The 19,283-nt window shown below is 70.1% G+C and carries 18 protein-coding genes and 1 tRNA gene; 9 read left to right on the top strand and 10 right to left on the bottom strand.

The features are described from left to right. The coding region (locus tag D9R02_RS07755) for a S8 family serine peptidase (protein ID WP_121566693.1) at positions 1-1,867 on the top strand (1,867 nt) is incomplete at its 5' end. Between the two features lie 212 nt (positions 1,868-2,079). Here D9R02_RS07755 and D9R02_RS07750 read toward each other — a convergent pair. The 5 genes from D9R02_RS07750 to D9R02_RS07730 form a co-directional block, all read right to left on the bottom strand. Then, entirely contained in the window at positions 2,080-2,907 is an 828-nt protein-coding gene (locus D9R02_RS07750) for a TrmH family RNA methyltransferase (protein WP_047978235.1), read from the bottom strand. A gap of 135 nt (positions 2,908-3,042) precedes the next feature. After that, entirely contained in the window at positions 3,043-4,017 is a 975-nt protein-coding gene (locus D9R02_RS07745) for a sulfite exporter TauE/SafE family protein (protein WP_082141987.1), read from the bottom strand. A 7-nt stretch (positions 4,018-4,024) separates the two neighbouring features. Continuing rightward, entirely contained in the window at positions 4,025-4,807 is a 783-nt protein-coding gene (locus D9R02_RS07740; RefSeq protein WP_047978263.1) for an ABC transporter ATP-binding protein, read from the bottom strand. Positions 4,808-4,886: 79 nt separating this feature from the next. Next, positions 4,887-5,816, bottom strand: coding sequence for a phosphoserine phosphatase SerB (gene serB / locus D9R02_RS07735; protein ID WP_047978236.1), 930 nt, complete (start codon positions 5,814-5,816; stop codon positions 4,887-4,889). Positions 5,817-5,871: 55 nt separating this feature from the next. After that, positions 5,872-7,965, bottom strand: coding sequence for an MMPL family transporter (locus D9R02_RS07730; protein ID WP_259463927.1), 2,094 nt, complete (start codon positions 7,963-7,965; stop codon positions 5,872-5,874). Positions 7,966-8,492: 527 nt separating this feature from the next. On the opposite strand from D9R02_RS07730, the gene D9R02_RS07725 reads away from it, so the two are divergent. Further along, positions 8,493-9,266 (top strand): Ltp family lipoprotein, encoded by a 774-nt coding sequence (locus tag D9R02_RS07725; protein WP_047978237.1) that lies wholly within the window; start codon positions 8,493-8,495, stop codon positions 9,264-9,266. 77 nt (positions 9,267-9,343) lie between these two features. Here D9R02_RS07725 and D9R02_RS07720 read toward each other — a convergent pair. From D9R02_RS07720 to D9R02_RS07710, 3 genes are all read right to left on the bottom strand, one after another. Continuing rightward, positions 9,344-9,429 (bottom strand) — tRNA-Leu (locus D9R02_RS07720). A 185-nt stretch (positions 9,430-9,614) separates the two neighbouring features. Then, positions 9,615-10,370, bottom strand: a complete 756-nt coding sequence (locus tag D9R02_RS07715) for an SDR family oxidoreductase (protein ID WP_047978238.1) — start codon at positions 10,368-10,370, stop codon at positions 9,615-9,617. A gap of 47 nt (positions 10,371-10,417) precedes the next feature. Continuing rightward, positions 10,418-11,143 carry a beta-ketoacyl-ACP reductase gene (locus D9R02_RS07710; RefSeq protein ID WP_047978239.1) on the bottom strand — a complete coding sequence of 242 codons (726 nt, stop codon included), beginning with the start codon at positions 11,141-11,143 and terminating at the stop codon, positions 10,418-10,420. A 214-nt stretch (positions 11,144-11,357) separates the two neighbouring features. Between D9R02_RS07710 and D9R02_RS07705 the strand changes: the two genes are divergently transcribed. Genes D9R02_RS07705 through D9R02_RS07690 form a run of 4 tightly spaced genes read left to right on the top strand, consistent with a single transcriptional unit; the run spans position 11,358 to position 14,364 of the window. Beyond that, entirely contained in the window at positions 11,358-11,780 is a 423-nt protein-coding gene (locus D9R02_RS07705) for a DUF3099 domain-containing protein (RefSeq protein WP_053069375.1), read from the top strand. Positions 11,781-11,829: 49 nt separating this feature from the next. Further along, positions 11,830-12,225, top strand: coding sequence for a hypothetical protein (locus D9R02_RS07700; protein WP_059281218.1), 396 nt, complete (start codon positions 11,830-11,832; stop codon positions 12,223-12,225). Beyond that, a complete protein-coding gene (locus tag D9R02_RS07695; RefSeq protein ID WP_047978241.1) occupies positions 12,225-13,199 on the top strand; it encodes an SURF1 family cytochrome oxidase biogenesis protein in 975 nt (324 codons plus the stop codon). Before D9R02_RS07700 ends, D9R02_RS07695 begins: the two co-directional genes overlap by 1 nt. A 55-nt stretch (positions 13,200-13,254) precedes the next feature. Continuing rightward, positions 13,255-14,364: an alcohol dehydrogenase catalytic domain-containing protein gene (locus tag D9R02_RS07690; RefSeq protein ID WP_101888353.1), complete on the top strand. Its 1,110-nt coding sequence runs from the start codon at positions 13,255-13,257 to the stop codon at positions 14,362-14,364. Between the two features lie 175 nt (positions 14,365-14,539). Here D9R02_RS07690 and D9R02_RS07685 read toward each other — a convergent pair whose 3' ends face one another. Further along, positions 14,540-16,138: an ABC-F family ATP-binding cassette domain-containing protein gene (locus D9R02_RS07685; protein ID WP_070637849.1), complete on the bottom strand. Its 1,599-nt coding sequence runs from the start codon at positions 16,136-16,138 to the stop codon at positions 14,540-14,542. Positions 16,139-16,325: 187 nt separating this feature from the next. Between D9R02_RS07685 and D9R02_RS07680 the strand changes: the two genes are divergently transcribed. From D9R02_RS07680 to D9R02_RS07670, 3 genes are read left to right on the top strand one after another with little or no spacing between them, the layout of a single operon-like run. Further along, positions 16,326-16,958, top strand: coding sequence for a biotin transporter BioY (locus tag D9R02_RS07680; protein WP_047978244.1), 633 nt, complete (start codon positions 16,326-16,328; stop codon positions 16,956-16,958). Then, positions 16,959-17,702, top strand: coding sequence for an energy-coupling factor ABC transporter ATP-binding protein (locus tag D9R02_RS07675; protein ID WP_082141988.1), 744 nt, complete (start codon positions 16,959-16,961; stop codon positions 17,700-17,702). Between the two features lie 46 nt (positions 17,703-17,748). Next, the gene (locus D9R02_RS07670; protein ID WP_070637853.1) at positions 17,749-18,372 is read left to right on the top strand and encodes an energy-coupling factor transporter transmembrane component T family protein; all 624 of its coding nucleotides are present in this window, start codon (positions 17,749-17,751) and stop codon (positions 18,370-18,372) included. A 28-nt stretch (positions 18,373-18,400) separates the two neighbouring features. On the opposite strand, the gene D9R02_RS12090 is transcribed toward D9R02_RS07670, so the two are convergent. Beyond that, positions 18,401-19,283 (bottom strand): hypothetical protein (locus D9R02_RS12090; protein ID WP_183085969.1); only part of this gene is annotated, 883 nt, incomplete at its 5' end.

Genomic DNA, 19,283 nt, shown 5'->3' with positions numbered 1-19,283 from the left:
GGCCGCGCTGGCCGGCTGCGCGGCCCCCGCCGAGCCTGCCTCCGGGCCGGACTCCCCCACCACGACCGTGCCCTCGGATCCCCCCACCGACTCCGACCGTGTGATCGTGAAGTTCAAGGACACCGCGGCCCCCGAGGCCAGCAAGGAGCAGGTTGTGGAGGCCGCCTCCGAGGAGGCCCTCGACGGTGCGAAGTCCCCGGACGTCACCCAGCGGGTCAAGACCACCGTGGCCCAGGCGGACGTGCTGGAGCTGGACCGTGAGCTGGACGAGGCCGAGCAGAAGGAGCTCGTGGCGCAGATCGAGGCGGACCCGGCCGTGGAGTACGCGGAGGCCGACCGCCTGGCGTCCACCTCGTGGGTTCCCAACGACGTGTACACGAACTACCAGTGGAGCCTGTGGCCCCACCAGGGCGGCGTGAACTTCACCCAGGCGTGGGACATGTCCCGCGGCAACGGCCAGACCATCGCGGTGCTGGACACCGGCATCACCTCCCACGGTGACCTCAACGGGAAGGTGGTGCCCGGCCGCGACTTCGTGAACGACACCAGCCTCTCGCGCGACGGCAACTACCGTGACTCCAATCCCCGTGACGAGGGCGACTGGAGCGGCGCGGGTGAGTGCTCGCAGTCCGCGAGGAACTCGTCCTGGCACGGCACCCACGTGGCCGGCCTTGCCGCCGGGCAGTCCAACAACGGCACCGGCATCACCGGCGCCGCACCGGGTGCCAGGATCCAGCCGGTGCGCGTGCTGGGCAAGTGCACCAACGGGTGGGTCTCGGACATCGCCGACGCCGTCGCATGGTCTGCGGGTGCCCCGGTGGCCGGAGAGCCCGCCAACCCGAACCCCGCCACGGTCATCAACCTGTCCCTGAACTACCCCGACCAGTGCGGTGCCACCATGCAGAACGCCATCAACACCGCCGTGAACCGGCGCGTGCCGGTGGTGGCCGCCGCCGGCAACTCGGCGATCAACGCCGGCGGCACCGCCCCGGCGAACTGCGCCAACACGATCGTGGTGGGCGCCGCCGACAACAACGGCAACACCGCCAGCTACTCGAACACGGGCGCCGTCGTCGACGTGCTGGCACCGGGCGGCACCAGCCAGTACCCCATGCTCTCCACGGTCAACTCGGGCACACGCGGACCGGCGGACGCCACGTACGGCAACATGATGGGCACCTCCATGGCCACCCCGCTGGTCTCCGGCACCGTGGCCCTGATGAAGCAGCGCGACCCCTCGATCACGCCCGCCCGCGTGGAGCAGATCCTGAAGTCTACCGCGAGCGGCCGGATGGGATCCCTGAACCTGACCCCGGCCGCCGCCGTCCGCGCGGTCGCCCCCGCCGGTGGCTACACCACCTCCGGTGGCATCGGCGCCAAGTGGCGCTCCACGGGCGGCGCCGCCAAATGGGGCAACCCGGTCTCGAGCGAGGCGGACGCCGCCAACGGCGGGCGCTACCAGGAGTTCTCCAAGAACGGTCGCAAGACCACCATCTACTGGAGCTCGGCCACCGGCGCCCACATCCTGGAGAACGCCACCCTGGTGGGCAAGAAGTTCATCTCCGCCGGCCGGGAGCGCGGCTACGGCTACCCCAGCACCGACGAGATCCGCATCTCCGGCGGCGCCTACCAGGTGCACCGCAAGGGCTCCGCGCAGACCAAGGTGCTGTGGAGCCCCTCCACGGGCGCCCACGCCGTGAAGGAGACCGGCGCCATCGGCAAGGCCTGGAAGCGCGCCGGACTCGAACGCGGCTGGGGCTGGCCCGCCACGGACGAGTACACCTCCAACGGTGTGGTCCACCAGCGCTTCTCCAACGGCGTGACCGCCCACTGGACCCCACGGCGCGGAGTGTGGACCACGCGCTGACGGTGCCCTCGCTGCAGCTGCGCTGACACGAACGACGGGCGGCTCCCCTCAGGGGAGCCGCCCGTCGGCGTCTCGGGAACAACCTTCCGCTCCGAAAGCCTGGGCACGTGTTGCCCACGCGCTGCGGGGGCCCAGCTGTCACGCCTCCTCGGTGAGGTCGTGCAGGTGCACGGCCGACGACGCCGCTCGCACCGGCTCGCAGGCCGGTCGCCTCAGCGCGGCCGCGTCTCCCAGAACGCCACCGCGCTCGCGGCGGCCACGTTGAGGGAGTCCACGCCGTGGCTCATGGGAATGACCACGTGACGGTCCGCGTGGTGCAGGGTTGCGGCGCCCAGGCCCTGGCCCTCGGTGCCCAAGATCAGCGCCAGCTTCTCCGGATGCTCCGCGGCCAGGGTGTCCACCGTGACGGCGTCCTCGCTCAGGGCCAGCGCCGCGGTGAGGAACCCGGCGTCCTTGACCCGTTGCAGGTCCGCGGTCCAGTGCTCCAGGCGCACCCACGGGACCTGGAACACGGTGCCCATGGAGACCCGCACCGCTCGTCGGTACAGGGGATCTGCGCAGCGCGGGGTGACGAGCACGGCGTCGACGTCCAGGGCCGCGGCGGAGCGGAAGATCGCGCCCACGTTCGTGTGGTCCACGATGTCCTCCAGGATGGCCACGCGTCGCGCCGACGCCAGCACGTTCTCCAGGGGCAGCGGCGCCGGCCGGTGCATGGCCGCCATTGCCCCGCGGTGCAGGTGGAAGCCGGTGATCTGCTCGAGCACCTCGTCCGTGCCCACGTAGACGGGCACGTCGTGAGCCTCGAGCACGTCACGGAGCCCGTCCACCCACTTCTCCGCCATGAAAAAGGAGCGTGGCCGGTGCCCGGCGTCCAGGGCACGGCGCAGCACCTTGGAGGACTCCGCGAGGTACAGCCCACGCTCGGGCTCCAGTTTTCGGCGCAGGGACACGTCCGTGAGGCTCGTGTAGTCGGCCACGCGGGGATCGGCGGGGTCGCTCAGCTGGACGAGACGCTCGGACAGGGGTGCGGGTGAGGTCACGGGTCTTCCTGGGGTGTCGGGGTCGAGGTTCGTTCCAGTGCGTGCCGCGCGTGCACCTGGACGGTGCGTGGGATCCGGGAGGGCCTGAGACGGGCCGACCCGACGCGGCGGGCTCAGAGTACGGTCGGGGGTGCGTCAGAGCAGGTTGGACACCATGTTCGCCAGGGCCACGAGCCCCAGGACCACGATCACCGTGCGCAGCACCACCGGGGACATCCGCTTGCCGATCTTCGCCCCCAACCACGAGCCCACGGTGGAGCTCACGGCAATGAGCAGCACGACCCACCAGTTGATGCGGTCGAACGCGAGCAGGACGTAGGAGATCGCGGCCACGATGTTCACCGCGGCCACCAGGGCGTTCTTCACGGCGTTCGCGGACTGCAGCGGCGCGAGCAGGAACACGCCCAGGATGCCCACGAGCAGCACGCCCTGCGCGGCCACGAAGTAGCCGCCGTAGATCCCCGCCAGGAACACGAGCACGTACAGGACCGCGGGCTGCGGGGAGCCGTCCACCTGCACGGACGACGCCGCCGTGCCCGCCTGGGCGGGGACAGCGCCGTCGGGCTGGGCCGAGGATGCCGCCGTGCCCTTCTCGGCGGGGACAGCGGCGTCGTGCTCCGGGGCGCCCTGAGCGGCCCCCGACGTGCTCGCCTGGCGCTCCTTGCGGGCGCGCACCACGGCTTGCAGCCGCGGCTGGAAGACCACGAACAGCAGGGCCACCACGATCAGGACCGGGGCGACCACCTCGAAGACCTCTTCGGGCAGGTGCAGCAGCAGCACGGCGCCGATCACGCCGCCCACCACCGAGCACGGCAGGAGCTTGAGCAGCGTGCGCTTGAGCCCGCGCAGCTCGCTGCGGTAGCTCCACGCCCCGGTGAGGTTGCCCGCGATCAGGCCCATGGCGTTGGACATGGACGCCGTGACCGGGGGAACCCCCATGGTCACGAGCACGGGGAACGTCACGAGGGTGCCGGAGCCCACGATCGTGTTGATCGTCCCGGCCCACAAACCGGCGACGAGGATGAGCAGGACCTGCCACCACTCGAAGCCCACGGTTCCGCCGGCGCCGAAGACCTCGGCCGGCACGGACGCGGCTGACAGCGCGATCACGAGCGGCTCAGCGGGCGAACGCCGCGTACCGGTCGCCCACCTTGACCAGTTTGAGCGGCATGTCGAACGTCTCGGACAGGTTCTTCTGCGTCATCACGCGGCCCACGGGCCCCGCGGCCACCACCCGGCCCTCGCGCAGCAGCAGCGCGTGCGTGAACCCGTCCGGAACCTCCTCGAGGTGGTGGGTCACCATGACCATGGCCGGCGCGGCCTCGTCCCGGGCCAGCTCGTCCAGGCGCTGCACGAGCTTCTCGCGCCCGCCCACGTCCAGCCCGGCGGCGGGCTCGTCCAGCAGCAGCAGCTCCGGGTCCGTCATCAGCGCCCGGGCGATCAGCACGCGCTTGCGCTCCCCCTCGGAAAGCGTGCCGTAGCTGCGCTCCCGCAACTCTGTGAGTCCCCACGTGGCGAGCAGGTCCTCGGCGCGCTGGACGTCGGCGTCGTCGTACTCCTCGCGCCAGCGCCCGGTGACCCCGTAGGCCGCGGTGAGGATGACGTCCCCCACGGTCTCGGCGTGCGGGATCTGGCCGGCCAGGGGGGCGGAGCTCAGGCCGATGCGCGGACGCAGCTCGAACACGTCCACCGCGCCCAGGATCTCGTCCAGGATGTCCACCATGCCCGTGGTGGGGTGCAACCGGGCCGCGGCGATCGACAGCAGCGTGGACTTGCCCGCCCCGTTGGGGCCCAGGATGACCCAGCGCTCGCCGTCCTGCACGGTCCAGTTCACGGAATCCAGCAGGGTCTTCGCACCGCGGACCACCGAGACGTCCGCCACTTCAAGAACTGAGCTCATGACGGCCACTCTAGTGCCCGTGACCAGTACGTCCCCAGAGCGGCGCACCGGCGCGGGGCCACCGGACAGGGCACGCGACTCACAGGTCCAGGAAGAACCGCAGCGCGTCCAGGTTGGGGATGTTGATCTGCGTGTCCGCCACGTCCTGCAGGGCCGGCTTGGCGCGGTAGGCCACAGACAGCCCGGCCGCACGGACCATGTCCACGTCGTTGGCGCCGTCGCCCACCACCAGGACGTCCTCGGGTGCGATCTCCAGCTCACGGGCCCACTGTGCGACGATCTCCGCCTTGGCGGCGCGGTCCACCACCGGCCCGCCGACACGACCCGTCAGCTGCCCGTCCTCCACCTCGAGGCCGTTCGCGGCCCAGCGCGTCAGCTCCAGGGAGGCGGCGAGCGGGGCGAGCACCTGCCGGAAGCCTCCGGACACGGCGGCCACCGCGTGCCCCTCCCGCAGCAGCGTGCGCACGAGCGCCTGGGCCCCCGGGGACAGCCGCACGGCACCGGCGACGTCGTCGATCACCTCTGCGGACAGGCCCGCCAGGACGGCCACCCGTTCCCGCAGGGACTGCTCGAAGTCGATCTCCCCGCGCATGGCGCGCTCGGTGATCTCCGCGACCTCCGCCTCGCGCCCGGCATGGGCGGCGAGCAGTTCGATGACCTCCTGGCGGATCAGCGTGGAGTCCACGTCCAGGACCACGAGCTTGCGGCGGGACTGCTCCGTCCACCGGGCCTCCACCACGTTGAGGTCCACCCCGGGGACGCTCTGTCGACGCGGATCCGGCTGCAGGGCGCGCCGCAGGGCGGCCGGGTCCTCGGTCTCCACCGGGATGGTCAGGGCGTTGTAGCCCTCCACGTCCGCGGCCCGGTCGTCGGACGCGGTACCCGTGACGCGGACCCAGGTGGGCGAGTCCACGGTCACTCCGGCGCGCTGCAGGAGGTCCACCACGGCCTGCGTGACTTCATCGTCCGGGGACACGGCAAGGGCGACGACGGCACAGTTCTGGGGCATGGCCGCAGTGTATCGGCCACCCGGCGGGGCGCACAAAGACCGCGGGGGGCGCTGCTCAGGCCTGGTGCCCCTCCCCTGCCCGGTGCCGGCCGGGGGTTCCCACCCGGGAGGGCCACCAGGACCGGGGCCCGATGTCCAGCACCAGGGCGGGCACCAGCAGGGAGCGCACCACCACGGTGTCCAGCAGCACCCCGACCGTGACGATGACCGCGAGCTGCACCAGGAACAGGATGGGCAGAACCGCCAGGGCGGCGAACGTGGCGGCGAGCACGATGCCCGCGGACGTGATGACCCCGCCCGTGGTGATGAGCCCGGCCAGCACGCCCGCGCGGTGCCCCGCGGTCACCACCTCCTCGCGCACGCGGCTCATGAGGAAGATGTTGTAGTCGATCCCCAGCGCCACCAGGAACACGAACCCGAACAGCGGCACCGTGGGATCCGCCTGGTTGAGGTCCAGCAGCTCGAACACCAGGGTGGAGATGCCCAGTGCCGCCAGGAAGGACAGCACGGTGGTGGCGATCAGCAGCACGGGCATCATCACGCTGCGCAGCAGCACCATAAGGATCAGCAGGATGACCACCAGGATGATGGGGATGATCACCGCGCGGTCCCGTTCCGAGGCCGCAATGGTGTCCACCTGGACCGCGGTGGTGCCTCCCACGGCGGCCTCCGGAGTGATCCCGGCGAGCTCCCCGCGCAGCCGCTGCACCGCCGCCTGGGCCTCCTCGGAGTCCGAGGCGGAGGTCAGGGTGGCCTGGATCAGCACGTCCCCCTGGCTCACGGTGGGCTCCACCCCCGCGAACGGACCGCCCTGCGGAGCGGGGTACGGAAGCGTTCCGCTCGGAGAGTCGTTCGCCGCGAAGGCCACCGAGGCGACGTCGTCGTCCCCGGCAAGGTGCTGGGCCACCTCGTCGGCCTCGGACTGCGGGGCGATGACGTACACAGGGTCCCCTGAGCCGCCCGGGAAGTGCTGCTCCAGGACGGCGGTGCCGTCCCGGGCCTCGGACTCCCCCAGCACGAACTCGGACTCTGGTACGCCGCCCGCGTCCAGCTGGGTGGCCCCCAGCGCGGCCACACCGAGCAGCAGGGTGCACACGATCCACACCGCCCGCGACTTCCGGTCCACCAGTCGGGCCACAGCGGGCCACAGACCCTGGTGGGAGTAGGGGTCCATGGCCTGCTCGTGCGCCTCGGGGTTCTCGTCCACGCGCGGCATCCTGGGCCACAGGACCACGCGGCCAAAGATCGCGAGCAGCGCCGGCAGCAGGGTCAGCCCGGCGAGGATCGCGAAGACCACGCCGATGGCGGTGGCAGGACCCACCCCGCGGTTGGAGGTGAGCTCCGAGAACAGCAGGCACAGCAGGCCGGCGATCACGGTGGTCCCGGAAGCCAGCACTGCGGGGACCGTGCCCTTCCACGCGATCCGCGTGGCGGTCCATCGGGACGGCGTGGTGTGCAGTGCTTCACGGAAACGGGCGGTGTAGAGCAGTCCGTAGTCGGTGGCCGCGCCGATCACGATGATCGACATGATGCCCTGCGTCTGCCCGCTCAGGGCGATCAGCCCGCGCTCCGCGAGGAAGTACACCGCGAGGATCGCGCCGCACAGCGCGGCCACGCTCGTGAGCAGCACCAGGAACGGGAGCAGGGGCGAGCGGTAGACAATCACCAGGATCACCAGCACCGCGAGCAGCGCCACCCCCAGCAGCAACCCGTCGATGCCGGAGAACGCCTCGGACAGGTCGGCCACGAGGCCCGCCGGGCCGGTCACGGCCACGGTGAGTCCCTCCGGGGTGTCCTGGGCGAGCTCGTCGCGCAGCTCGGCGACCACGTCGCCCGTCTCCGCCTCGGCATCCACGAGCACGACCACCTCCACCGCGCGCCCGTCCTCGGACGGGATGGGCGGTGAGACCTCCAGGACGTCCGGCACGCCCGCGAGGTCCTGGGTGGCCGTGCCGATCGTCCCCAGCTGCGCCCGGGTGATCTCACCCTGCGACTCCATGACCACGATGGCGGGGATGCCGTCCGAGTCGCGGAACTCCCCCAGCCGGTCCTGCACCTGTGTGGCCTGCGAGTCCACGGGCAGGAAGTCCGCCTGCGAGTTGGAGGTCACGTCCGAGAGCTTCCCGAACGTGGGTCCGCCCACGCCCATGACGCCCAACCACGCGAGCACGAGCACCACGGGGATCAGCCACCGCAGCCACCCCGGTACGCCTGTGCCACCCCGTGCGCGGCCGACGCCGCGTTCCGGTGCGGATCGCTCCGCCGGGCCGGCGGCAAGGCCATTGCCCGCGTTCTGCGCGCCCTCATCACCCACCCGCGCGGTGGCGTCCTCCGTTGCGGACAGCGGATGGCCCGTCCTGCTGCTCGGCTCTCTGGGCGGCTGGGGGCTGCTCGGCATGTCTCACCTGGGGTCTCGATGCACGGACGACCGTTCGCGCGCTGCGCTCCGGCCCTGACGACGACGCCGCGGCGCTGCGTGCCGCGGGTCACTGCCCCTCATGCTACGGGTACAGCCGGGCCCTGCCCGGGTATCCGAGCCCCTGGTTGCGAAACAGTCCGTGTGGGCCGTAGTGGGGGCATCCACCGGGGCGCCCGGGTGTCACTATGTATGAAAGCAAATACATGCTCATGCATTCGATGTGCCCTCTCGGCACATCCCTTCTCGAAAGGCCAGCCATGGCTCAGCGACCCTCCCCCGTTCTCCTGCTCACCGGTGGCGCCGTGGCGCTCGCACTGCTGTCCGGGTGTGGATCCACCACGACCTCTGCGGAGCCGGCTCCGAAGGAGAGCTCCCCCGCGTCCAGCTCGTCCACCGAGACGGTCACAGCGCCGTCCTTCGAAGCGCCCCAGCCCACGGACGCGGGCCAGACGCCGGCCGAGGAGAGCACCTCGTACATGGCGGAAGCGGAGACTCCCGCCCCGGAAATGCCCACACCGAGCCCTGCCAAGGACACGACCGGTTCGGGCTCCCAGAGCAGTGACGAAGCGGCGTCCGGCACGAGCGGCGCCACGGCCAAGGGCGGCGTGTCGCAGGACAGCGCCACCCGGAAGGCCTCCGACTACCTCGCGTTCATGGCTTTCTCCCGGAGCGGTCTGATCGAGCAGCTGGAGTACGAGGGCTTCACCATCCAGGAGGCCACAGCCGCGGTGGACAGCCTGGCCACCAACTACAACGAGCAGGCCGCCAAGAAGGCCAAGGACTACCTCCGGACGTCTGCGTTCTCCCGGAGCGGACTGATCGAACAGCTCGAGTTCGAGGGCTTCACCACCGAGCAGGCCGCCTACGGCGTGGACACCACCAACCCGGACTACATGGCGCAGGCGGCCAAGAAGGGCAAGCAGTACCTGGACATGTCCGGCTTCTCGCGCTCCGCGCTGATCGACCAGCTCGTCTTCGAGGGCTTCACCCCCGAGCAGGCGGCCCACGGAGCCACCGCGAACGGGCTCTGAGTCCGGGCACCGGCCTGCAGAGGAGCACCCAGCGAAAGAACCCCGTTCGACCAGTGGTCGAACGGGGTTCTTCTCTGTGCGCGAGGGGGGACTTGAACCCCCACCCTCTAATACGAGGACTAGCACCTCAAGCTAGCGCGTCTGCCTATTCCGCCACCCGCGCAGGTGTCTGGGCCGGTGAGATCCTGCGAACAGAACCTCCGTGGCCCTCGGCAACGACAGAAAACCTACCACAGTTCGCGGGGCCGTTCGAACCGGGCCCGCCCGGAAACGGGACGACGCCGCACGCGGGGTGCGCGTGCGGCGTCGTGGTCCGCAGAGCTCAGCCGACGAGTGCTGCGGTGCGGGTCACTTCCCGGCCTGGGCCAGGAAGTCCTCGGCCCCGCCCACGAGCTCAACGTGCCCGGACTCCACGTCCGCGGTGACCATCTTCGCGATCTCCTGCGCGAACTCGTTGACGGTGTAGAGCTTGCCCGCAGCCGCTCGACGCTCGTCCAGGGCACCCGGGCGGGCGCGGTTGAGCAGGGTGGCGGTGACGGTGCCCTCGATCATGTCCGCGGAGACCACCACGAAGCTCACGCCCTTCTCGGCCATCTCCGGGACGCGCGCGGTGAGAGTGTCCTCGCCGGCCCGCTTGGACTTCGCCACGGCCTCGTACTCCGGCATGGTCTCCACCTCGTTGATGAAGTGGGCCTGGTGGCTCGTCACGAACACCACACGACCGCCCCGGGGCAGCAGCTCCAGCGCCTCGGTGAGGGTGTCGTTCTGGGCGTCCCGGTTGAGCTTCAGCGCGTAGCCCTCGCCGAGCTCCGTCTCCATGCCGCCGGAGGCGTTGAGGATCAGCACGTCCACGCCGCCGAACTCGTCCTGCGCCGCGCGGAAGAGCCCGCCGCGGGACTCGGGGTCCGTGATGTCCGCCTGCACGGCGATCGCGCGGCCGCCCGCCTCGGTGATCTCCTTGACCACCTTGGTGGCGCGCGGAGCCTTCTGGCGGTAGTTGATCACCACGTTGGCGCCCTGGGACGCGAGGATCTTGGCCGTGTCCGCGCCCACCCCTCGCGACGACCCGGTGATGATGATGGTCTTGCCGGCGACTGAGCTCATGCTGTGACTCCTTAGCGGGGTGGATTCGTGGGGCCCGGTGCGGTGGATCAGTGACCCACTCCGAGCCCGCCGTCTACGGGGATGATAGCGCCGGAGATGTAGCGGGCGTCGTCCGAGGCCAGGAATGTCACGGCCTTGGCCACCTCCTCCACCTCTCCGAAGCGGCCGGCGGGGATCATCGAGAGGTAGTTCTCCGTTACTTCGTCGGAGAGCTCGTCCGTCATGGCGGTGTGGATGTACCCGGGAGCCACCACGTTGGCCGTGACCCCGCGGGAGCTGAGCTCCCGGGTGATGGCCCGGGCCATGCCGACGAGCCCGGCCTTGGACGCCGCGTAGTTGGTCTGCCCGGGAGCCCCGGTGTACCCCACCACGGAGGAGATGAAGATCACGCGGCCCTTCTTCAGGCGCATGAAGCCCTTGGTGGCGCGCTGCACCACGCGGAAGGCCCCGGTGAGGTTGGTGTCGATGACGTCCTGGAAGTCGGCTTCCTTCATGCGCACCAGCAGGTTGTCCTTGGTGATGCCGGCGTTCGCCACGAGCACCTCCACGGGTCCGAATTTGGCCTCGACCTCCTTGAAGGCCGCGTCCACGGAGGCGGAGTCCGTCACGTCCGCGGCCACCGTGTGGGCGCCCTCCGGCCCTTCGCCACCGGAACGCGAGGTGATGACCACGTTGTCCCCGGCCGCCACGAAGGCCTCCGCGATGGCGCGTCCGATGCCGCGGTTGCCTCCCGTGACGAGCACGGTGCGCGCGGTTGAGGGCTTCTCAGACATGGTGGAACCTTCCGTGGAGGGAGGACGCGGCCGGGTCACCGCATCCAGGGGGATCAGGACGTCACAGCATCCTAACCGTCCCCTGACCTGGTGGGCTCCCCCCACTTGGGGCCGTACCGCAACGGTGCCACAATGGTCAGCACGCTCCCAGTCAGAGGTGGAAGCGTGACCCCCGGGGACATCCCCCAGGACATCCGCCGAAGGACCGGTTCCCATCACACGTTCCCAGCACCCCACGCACGGCTCCACCGAGGTCCACTCGATCACCTCGGCGGCGGACGCGCACACCACGGACATGTCGCACCGCATGAAGGTCTACGGCGTGCAGATGGCCCTGCGCGTGGCCTGCATCATCGGGGTCTTCCTGATCGACAACCTCACCGTGCGCGTCCTGCTGATCCTGGGGGCCGCGGTGCTGCCGTGGCTCGCGGTGATGCTCGCGAACCGCGGGGCAGACCGGTCGCAGCGCACCGGCTCCGCGTACCGGCCCCCAACGCGCACGGAGCTGCCGACCGTGGCCGAGACGCGGGACGTCTCCCCCGAGGCCGGGGACGTGGTGGTGGACGGCGAGTACACGGTGCACCACGCACCCCGGCAGCTGCCGGGCCCCGACCCCTCGGCCACGCGGCGCAACTAGGGTGGAGTGCGCCCTGCCCACCACAGGAAACCCGGAGGAACATCTCACCGTGGACTTCGATCTGCTCGGCTCGCTGGCCCCTGGCTCCACGGGGCACGACGCCGCCGCGTCCGGCCCCGCGGACAGCACACCTCACGCGGTGTGCTCCCGTCGCGGCTGCCGTGCCGCCGCACGCTGGAGCCTGGTGTGGAACAACCCCCGGGTGCACACCCCCGAGCGCCGCAAGACCTGGCTCGCGTGCGACGAGCACCGGGAGCACCTCGCGGACTTCCTGGGCCAGCGCGGCTTCCTCAAGGACGTGGAGCCGTTCGAGCAGCAGCCGACCGGCGGCGTCGAGCCCGGCGCGCAGGCCTCCGTGCCAGACGAGGTCCCCCGCGAGACCGCCCCGGAACCCACCGAGGGCGCGGGCGGCGTCGGCCCCGCGGGGACGGAGCGGCTGGACTGATGCGCAAGTACTCCTTCCTGACCTCCCCCGCCTGGATCGGGTGGTTCGCGCTCACGTGCGTGGCCGCCGTGGTGTGCCTCTACCTGGCGCAGTGGCAGATGTCCCGCAACGACCACCTCGTGGCGGAGAACACCAGGATCACCGAGAACTACGACGCCGCGCCGTACGACGCCGCGCAGGGCACCCCGCTGTTCGCGGACTACGACGAGTCGAAGACGTGGCACCCCGTGACCCTGGAGGGCAGCTACGTGCCCGAGGACACCGTGCTGATCCGCAACCGCCCCCACGACGGCCGGGTGGGCTACGACGTGGTGGTCCCGTTCCGCACCGCCGAGGGCACGGTGGTGGCGGTGGACCGTGGCTGGATCCCCACCGACAACTCCGCGAACGGCATGCCCTCCGCCGTGCCCCCGCCGCCCGGCGGCACGGTGAGCGTCACGGTCCGGCTGCGGCCCTCCGAGGGCACCGTGGACCGCGGGGCGCCCGAGGGCCAGTCCGCGTCCATCGACCTCCCGGTGCTCGGCACCCAGTGGGGCGGGGACGTGGCCACGGAGGGCTACGGAGAGCTCGTCTCCGAAGAGCCCCCCGCCGCGAACACCCCCCAGGCCGCGGAGCGCCCCGAGGTGGACTACGGACCGCACCTGTCCTACTCCATGCAGTGGTACGCCTTCGCCGTCCTGGTGTTCGTGGCCTACGGCTACTCGGCGCGCCAGCACGTGAAGAACGAGGAGTGGGACCGCGCCTACGCGGCGGAGGTCGAGCGGCAGCTGGCCCGCTACTACGACGCCGAGGGCAACTACATCGGGGACGTTGACGAGTCCCTGGTGATCCGCCAGCTGCAGATGGCGGACGACATGCCCGCCCACCTGAAGTCGCTCTACCGACCCAAGCGCACGCGCGCCTCGTCCGTCCCCACCGCGGAGGACGAGGAGGACGCCCTGCTGGACGCGCTCGAGGCGCAGAACCGCCGGTGAGGCGAGCGGGCGGCGTCGTCCGCCCCGTGCCCACCACACCCGCAAAGGAGTTGCCGTGAAGATCACCGCCGCTGTGCTGGACGAGATCGGGCTGTCCCGTCCGTACGCCGAGTCCCGTCCACTGTCCGTGCAGGAGCTGGAGCTGGACGGCCCCGGGCCGGGCGAGCTGCTCGTGCGGATCCGTGCGGCAGGCGTGTGCCACTCGGACCTCTCCGTGGTGGACGGCAACCGGCCCCGCCCCATGCCCATGGTGCTGGGCCACGAGGCCTCGGGCATCGTGGAACAGGTGGGCGAGGGCGTCACGGACGTGTCCCCCGGCGACCAGGTGACCACCGTGTTCCTGCCGCGCTGCGAGCAGTGCGAGAACTGCGCCACGGACGGCAAGCTGCCGTGCACCCCGGGCACCGAAACCAACAGCGCCGGGCTGCTGCCCGGCTCGGCCCTGCGGCTGCACCGGGACGGGCAGGACGTGCACCACCACGTGGGGGTCTCCGGCTTCTCGTCCCACGCCGTGGTGAGCCGCCAGTCGGTCGTCCCCGTGGGGGCGGACGTACCCGCCGAGATCGCCGCCGTGGTGGGCTGCGCCGTGCTCACCGGCGGCGGGGCCGTGCTCAACGCGGGGCGCCCCTCGGACGGGGACACCGTCATGGTCGTGGGCCTGGGAGGCGTGGGCATGGCCGCGCTGCTCGCCGCGCTGTCGGTGGAGAAGGGTCCCGTGATCGGCGTGGACGCCAACCCGGAGAAGCTCGCGAGGGCCACCGAACTGGGCGCCACGGCCGTGCACTCCCCGGACGAGCTCGCGGAGAACGGCGTGCGGGCGGACGTGGTCATCGAGGCCGCGGGGCACCCGAGCGCCTTCGAAACGGCGGTGGCCGCGACGGCTCCCGGCGGGATCACCGTGACGGTGGGACTGCCCTCCCCCGACGCCCGCTCCACCATTGCCCCGCTCGGGCTCACGGCGGAGGCCCGCACGATCGTGGGCTCCTACCTGGGCTCCGCCGTGCCCGCCCGGGACATCCCCGTGTACCTGCAGCTGTGGCGGGAGTGCAAGCTGCCCATCGAGGAGCTGATCTCCGAGCGGGTGGCACTGTCCGCGATCAACGAGAGCTTCGACCGGCTCGCGGACGGCCGTGCCGTGCGCCAGGTCATCCTCTTCGAGGACTGACACCCGCCGCAGCCGTGCCGTGACGGCACGCAACGGCCCTGCGCGCGGCAAACTGGGTCTCAGGTCTGGGTCGGCCCCGAATCGCCCACCCGCACCGCCCGGGTAGATGCGCAGCGCGGTGATGACGGGCACCTGCCCGGCTCTGCAGCGGCGTCGGCCGCGCGCAGGACGGCGCTCAGGCCAGGCTGATGAGGTCCTGGTACTCCTGGCTCCACAGGTCCTCCACGCCGTCCGGGAGCATGACCACGCGCTCGGGCTCGAGCGCCTCCACGGCGCCCTCGTCGTGTGAGACGAGCACCACGGCGCCCTCGTACGTGCGCAGCGCGTTGAGGATCTCGTGGCGCGAAGCCGGGTCCAGGTTGTTGGTGGGCTCGTCCAGCAGCAGCACGTTCGCCGACGACGCCACGAGGGTTGCCAGCGCCAGTCGCGTCTTCTCGCCGCCGGAGAGCACCCCGGCGGGCTTGTCCACGTCGTCGCCCTGGAACAGGAACGAGCCCAGGATGGTGCGAACCTGGGTGTCCGCGAGATCGGGCGCGGCGGACTTCATGTTCTCCAGCACCGTGCGGTCCGTGTCCAGGGTGTCGTGCTCCTGGGCGAAGTAGCCGAGCTTGAGCCCGTGGCCCGCGACCACCTCACCGGTGTCCGGCTCGGCCTGGCCCGCGAGCATCCGCAGCAGAGTGGTCTTGCCCGCACCGTTGAGCCCGAGCACCACCACGCGGGAGCCCCGGTCGATCGCGAGGTCCACGTCCGTGAAGATCTCCAGCGAGCCGTAGGACTTGGACAGCCCCTGCGCGGTGAGCGGGGTCTTGCCGCAGTCCGCGGGCTTCGGGAAGCGGATGGCCGCGACCTTGTCCTGCACCCGCTCGCCCTCGATGCCCGCCATGAGGCGCTCCGCGCGGCGGATCATCTGCTGGGCGGCGGAGGCCTTGGTGGCCTTGGCGCGCATCTTGTTGGCCTGGTCCATGAGCACCCCGGCCTTCTTCTCCGCGTTCGCGCGCTCGCGCTTGCGGCGGGCCTGGTCCTGCTCGCGCTGCTGCAGGTAGTTCTTCCAGGTCATGTTGTAGACGTCCACCACGCAGCGGTTGGCGTCCAGGTACAGCACCTTGTTGACCACCATCTCCATGAGCTCCACGTCGTGGGAGATCATGAGCAGCCCGCCCTGGTAGGAGCGCAGGAACTCGCGCAGCCACACCACAGAGTCGTGGTCCAGGTGGTTGGTGGGCTCGTCCAGGAGCATGGTGTCCGCGTCCGCGAACAGGATCCGCGCGAGCTCCACGCGCCGGCGCTGACCACCCGAGAGCGTGTGCAGCGGCTGCTCCAGCACGCGTGGCGGGAGGTTGAGGTTGTTGGTGATGGTGGCGGCCTCGGACTCCGCCGCGTAGCCGCCGCCGGCCAGGAACTCGGACTCCAGGCGGTCGTAGCGGCGCATGGCCTTGGTGCGGACGGCGTCGTCCTCCGAGGCCATCTCCTCCTCGGTGCGCCGCAGCTTGGTGATCACCCCGGCGAGGTTGCGCGCGGAGAGGATGCGGTCCCGGGCCAGCTGGTCCATGTCGTCCACCTTGGGGTCCTGCGGCAGGTAGCCGATGGAACCCGAGCGTGTGACCTCACCCGCGGCGGGCAGGGTGAGCCCGGCCAGCACCTTGGTCATGGTGGTCTTCCCGGCGCCGTTGCGGCCCACCAGACCCACCTTGTCGCCCTTGTCCACGCGGAAGTTCACCTCGTCCATGAGCAGACGCGCTCCGGCGCGCAGTTCGAGGTCGGTCACGGTGATCAACGGAGCAAGGCCTTTCGTGGGACGGTGCCGCGCGCGCACGCGAGGTGGCGTGGGCGGACGGTGCGGGGCCCGGAAGAGCTCCGGGCATGCGGTCGCCCCGTGGGAGCGGGGAACCGCACCAGTCTATCCGCTCGCGCAAATCGTGGCCTGGGCCGTTCCCCCGGGACCAGCAACTAGACTGCAGCCCATGACAGAAGCCGCCCGCGCCCCCCGCACCGTGACCTCCTTCGACCTCGCAAACATCGCCGTGTTCGCCGCGCTGACGTGCGTGCTCGCCCTGGTCCCCGCGATCCCCGTGGGTCCTCTGGGAGTGCCCATCACGTTGCAGACGCTCGCGGTGTTCCTCACCGGCATGGTCCTGGGCGGCTGGCGCGGCTTCCTGGCCCTCGCCCTGTACGTGGTGGTCGGTCTGCTGGGCGTCCCGGTGTTCGCCGGGTTCACGGGTGGTCCCGCGGTGCTGGCCGGCCCGTCCGCGGGCTACCTGCTGTCCTTCCCGTTCGTGGCGGGCCTCGTGGGCTGGATGTCCCACTACTTCGTGCGCGTGGAACGCGTGACCCGCCGCGAGGGATCCTCCGCCGTGGACCCCGACCGCCGCAGCGCCCTCGGCCTGAAGCTGTTCCTCGCCGGTCTCGCGGGCCTGGTGCTCTCCCACGTGATGGGCATCGTGGGCATGATGGTCAACGGTGGGCTCGCACTGCAGGCCGCCGTGGTCGCGGACCTCGCGTACGTCCCCGGTGACGTGCTCAAGGTGGTCGTGGCCGCGCTGATCGCCGTGGCCGTGCACCGCGCGTTCCCCCGCATGGCCGGGGCGGTTCTCTGAGTGGACGGTGAGCCACGCTCCGCGCAGCACGAGTCCCTGTCCTGCGCGGACGTGACCGTCACCATGGAGGGACCCCGCGGTCCCGTGACCGTCCTGGACCGGGTCACGTGCGAGTTCACCGCGCGGCGCACCGCCGTGATCGGGCTCAACGGCTCCGGCAAGTCCACCCTGCTGCGCCTGTTCAACGCGCTGGTGACGCCGTCCTCGGGTGCGGTGCGCACGCACGGCGTGGACCCGGTGGCCTCCCCCAAGGACGCCCGGTCCCGGGTGGGGTTCGTCTTCACGGACCCCGCGTCACAGATCCTCATGCCCACCCCCGTGGAGGACATCGAGCTGTCCCTGCGCCGCCGCGTCCGCGACCGTACGGAACGCGAGGAGCAGGCCGTGCAGTGGCTGCGGCGCGTGGGCCTGGCGGACCGCGCGCACCACTCGGTGTTCGACCTCTCGGGCGGTGAGCGCCAGCTCGTGGCCCTGGCCGCGGTGCTCGCCGTGGACCCCCGCGTGCTGGTCCTGGACGAGCCCACCACCCTGCTGGACCTGCGCAACCGGCTGCGGCTGCGGGAGCTGCTGGACGGACTGCCCCAGCAGCAGCTCATCAGCACCCACGACCTGGAGCTGGCGTCCACCGCCCAGCACGTGGCGGTGGTCCACGGTGCGGGCATCATCGCCCAGGGCCCGCCGGAGGAGGTCATCCCCCGCTACCGCGCGTGGTGCGAGACGGGATTCCCGGGGGAAGCCGCGTGAGCCCCTGTCCCGGCCAAGGTGCCGTGCTGTCCGTGGACCGCGCCCGGTGAGCGGGACCGCCGCCCGCCGCGACGACCTGCTGGGCACCTACGTTCCCGGCACCTCGTGGCTGCACCGCTGTCCCCTGGGGCTCAAGGCCGCCCTGGTGCTGGGTTCCTGCCTCGCCGTGATGCTGCTGCGCTCGTGGCCGGTGTCCCTGACCGCGCTGGCCCTCACCGCCCTGATCTCCGCCACGACCGGTCTGGGGGTGCGCCGCTGGGTGGCCTCCCTGCGCCCCCTGTGGTTCCTGGTGCTGCTCCTGACCGTCTACCACGTGCTGGTCACCGGTCCCGCCCGGGCAGCGGACGTGGTGCTGTCCCTGCTGGCGGTCGTGACCCTGACCCGCCTGCTGCTGACCACCACGGAGCTGCCCCGGCTCATCGACGGGCTGGTCCGGCTGTGCTCCCCGCTGCGCCGCGTGGGCGTCGACCCCGAGCGCATCGGGCTGGCGGTCTCCCTCATGATCCGCTCCGTCCCCTGGCTCTTCGGCGTGCTCTCCTCCCTGCGGGACGCCGCCGCGGCGCGCACCGTGCGCCCCCGCCCCGTTCAGCTGGTCACCCCGGCGGTGATCGCCACCGTGGACTACGCCCACCGCACGGGCGAGGCCCTCGTGGCTCGAGGGCTGGAGTGACGGATTTGATTCTCACGAGGTCCAGGAGTCACTGTGCAATTATCGATACGAGGCCACCTGCAACGCCACCCATCAATGTCATGCAGGCCCCGATGAGCAACTGGACTTCCCTACTCCTTGCTGGCTCCAATTGTGAAATGACTGATTTCGCGTTCATTAAAATCGGAGAATCGCCGATTGCAAATTCTTTTCTAAGATAAGCCTCAAAGAATAAATCCGATCCGTTGTATAATTCGGATAGATTTTGACCAATCCATTGAGATTTCCATAGCCTATCAACCTCGGCATCCATGACAAGTAGAGTCAATTCGCGAGTTTTATGGCCCGCAACAAAGAATCTATACATATATCCGGGGATTCCGCTTTTACGATAATTGTCAATGACCTGTTGAGACACCTCGTATACGGCTTCCTCTTGGTCTCTTAGAGACAACTGGGTCCGAACAATACAGTAGAATAGGCTCAATTCCCGCGCAATTCTCATGAAAATGTACATCAAGCCGTCACCTAAATCATCTAGCGAATCAATTCCCAACTTAATGCTACAGACGTCGTATCCCGTGGTGGGCTCGATATGAATTGGAGCGCCCTCTATAGACTGGGGCGTAGGGAAAAACGAGACAAAAAATTCCATATGGAAAGGGCTTGGGCCCACATAAGAAAAATCGATTTTTGGGTCATCTTTTAAGGCTTGAGATAAGTGCTCCCGGACTACTACAACCGCACTGGAACCAGCATCATCGTCGGTTGATTCACCCAAGCATTCCACAAATGCCACGGGACCGAAGTATTCGTAAATTACAGTAACCCTGAAATCTTCTCCTAGATTTGCATTAAACCGGTTATCTTGATTTCGTTCAGGGATCCTTATGTCAAATTCGATCAGCGCTTCATGGGGGCGGGGGTGGGGA

The organism is Kocuria rhizophila, from assembly GCF_003667225.1.
Classification (GTDB): Bacteria; Actinomycetota; Actinomycetes; order Actinomycetales; family Micrococcaceae; genus Kocuria; species Kocuria rhizophila.
The sequence above is the reverse complement of the archived record's forward strand: the minus strand, read 5'-3'. Positions and strand labels throughout refer to the sequence as shown.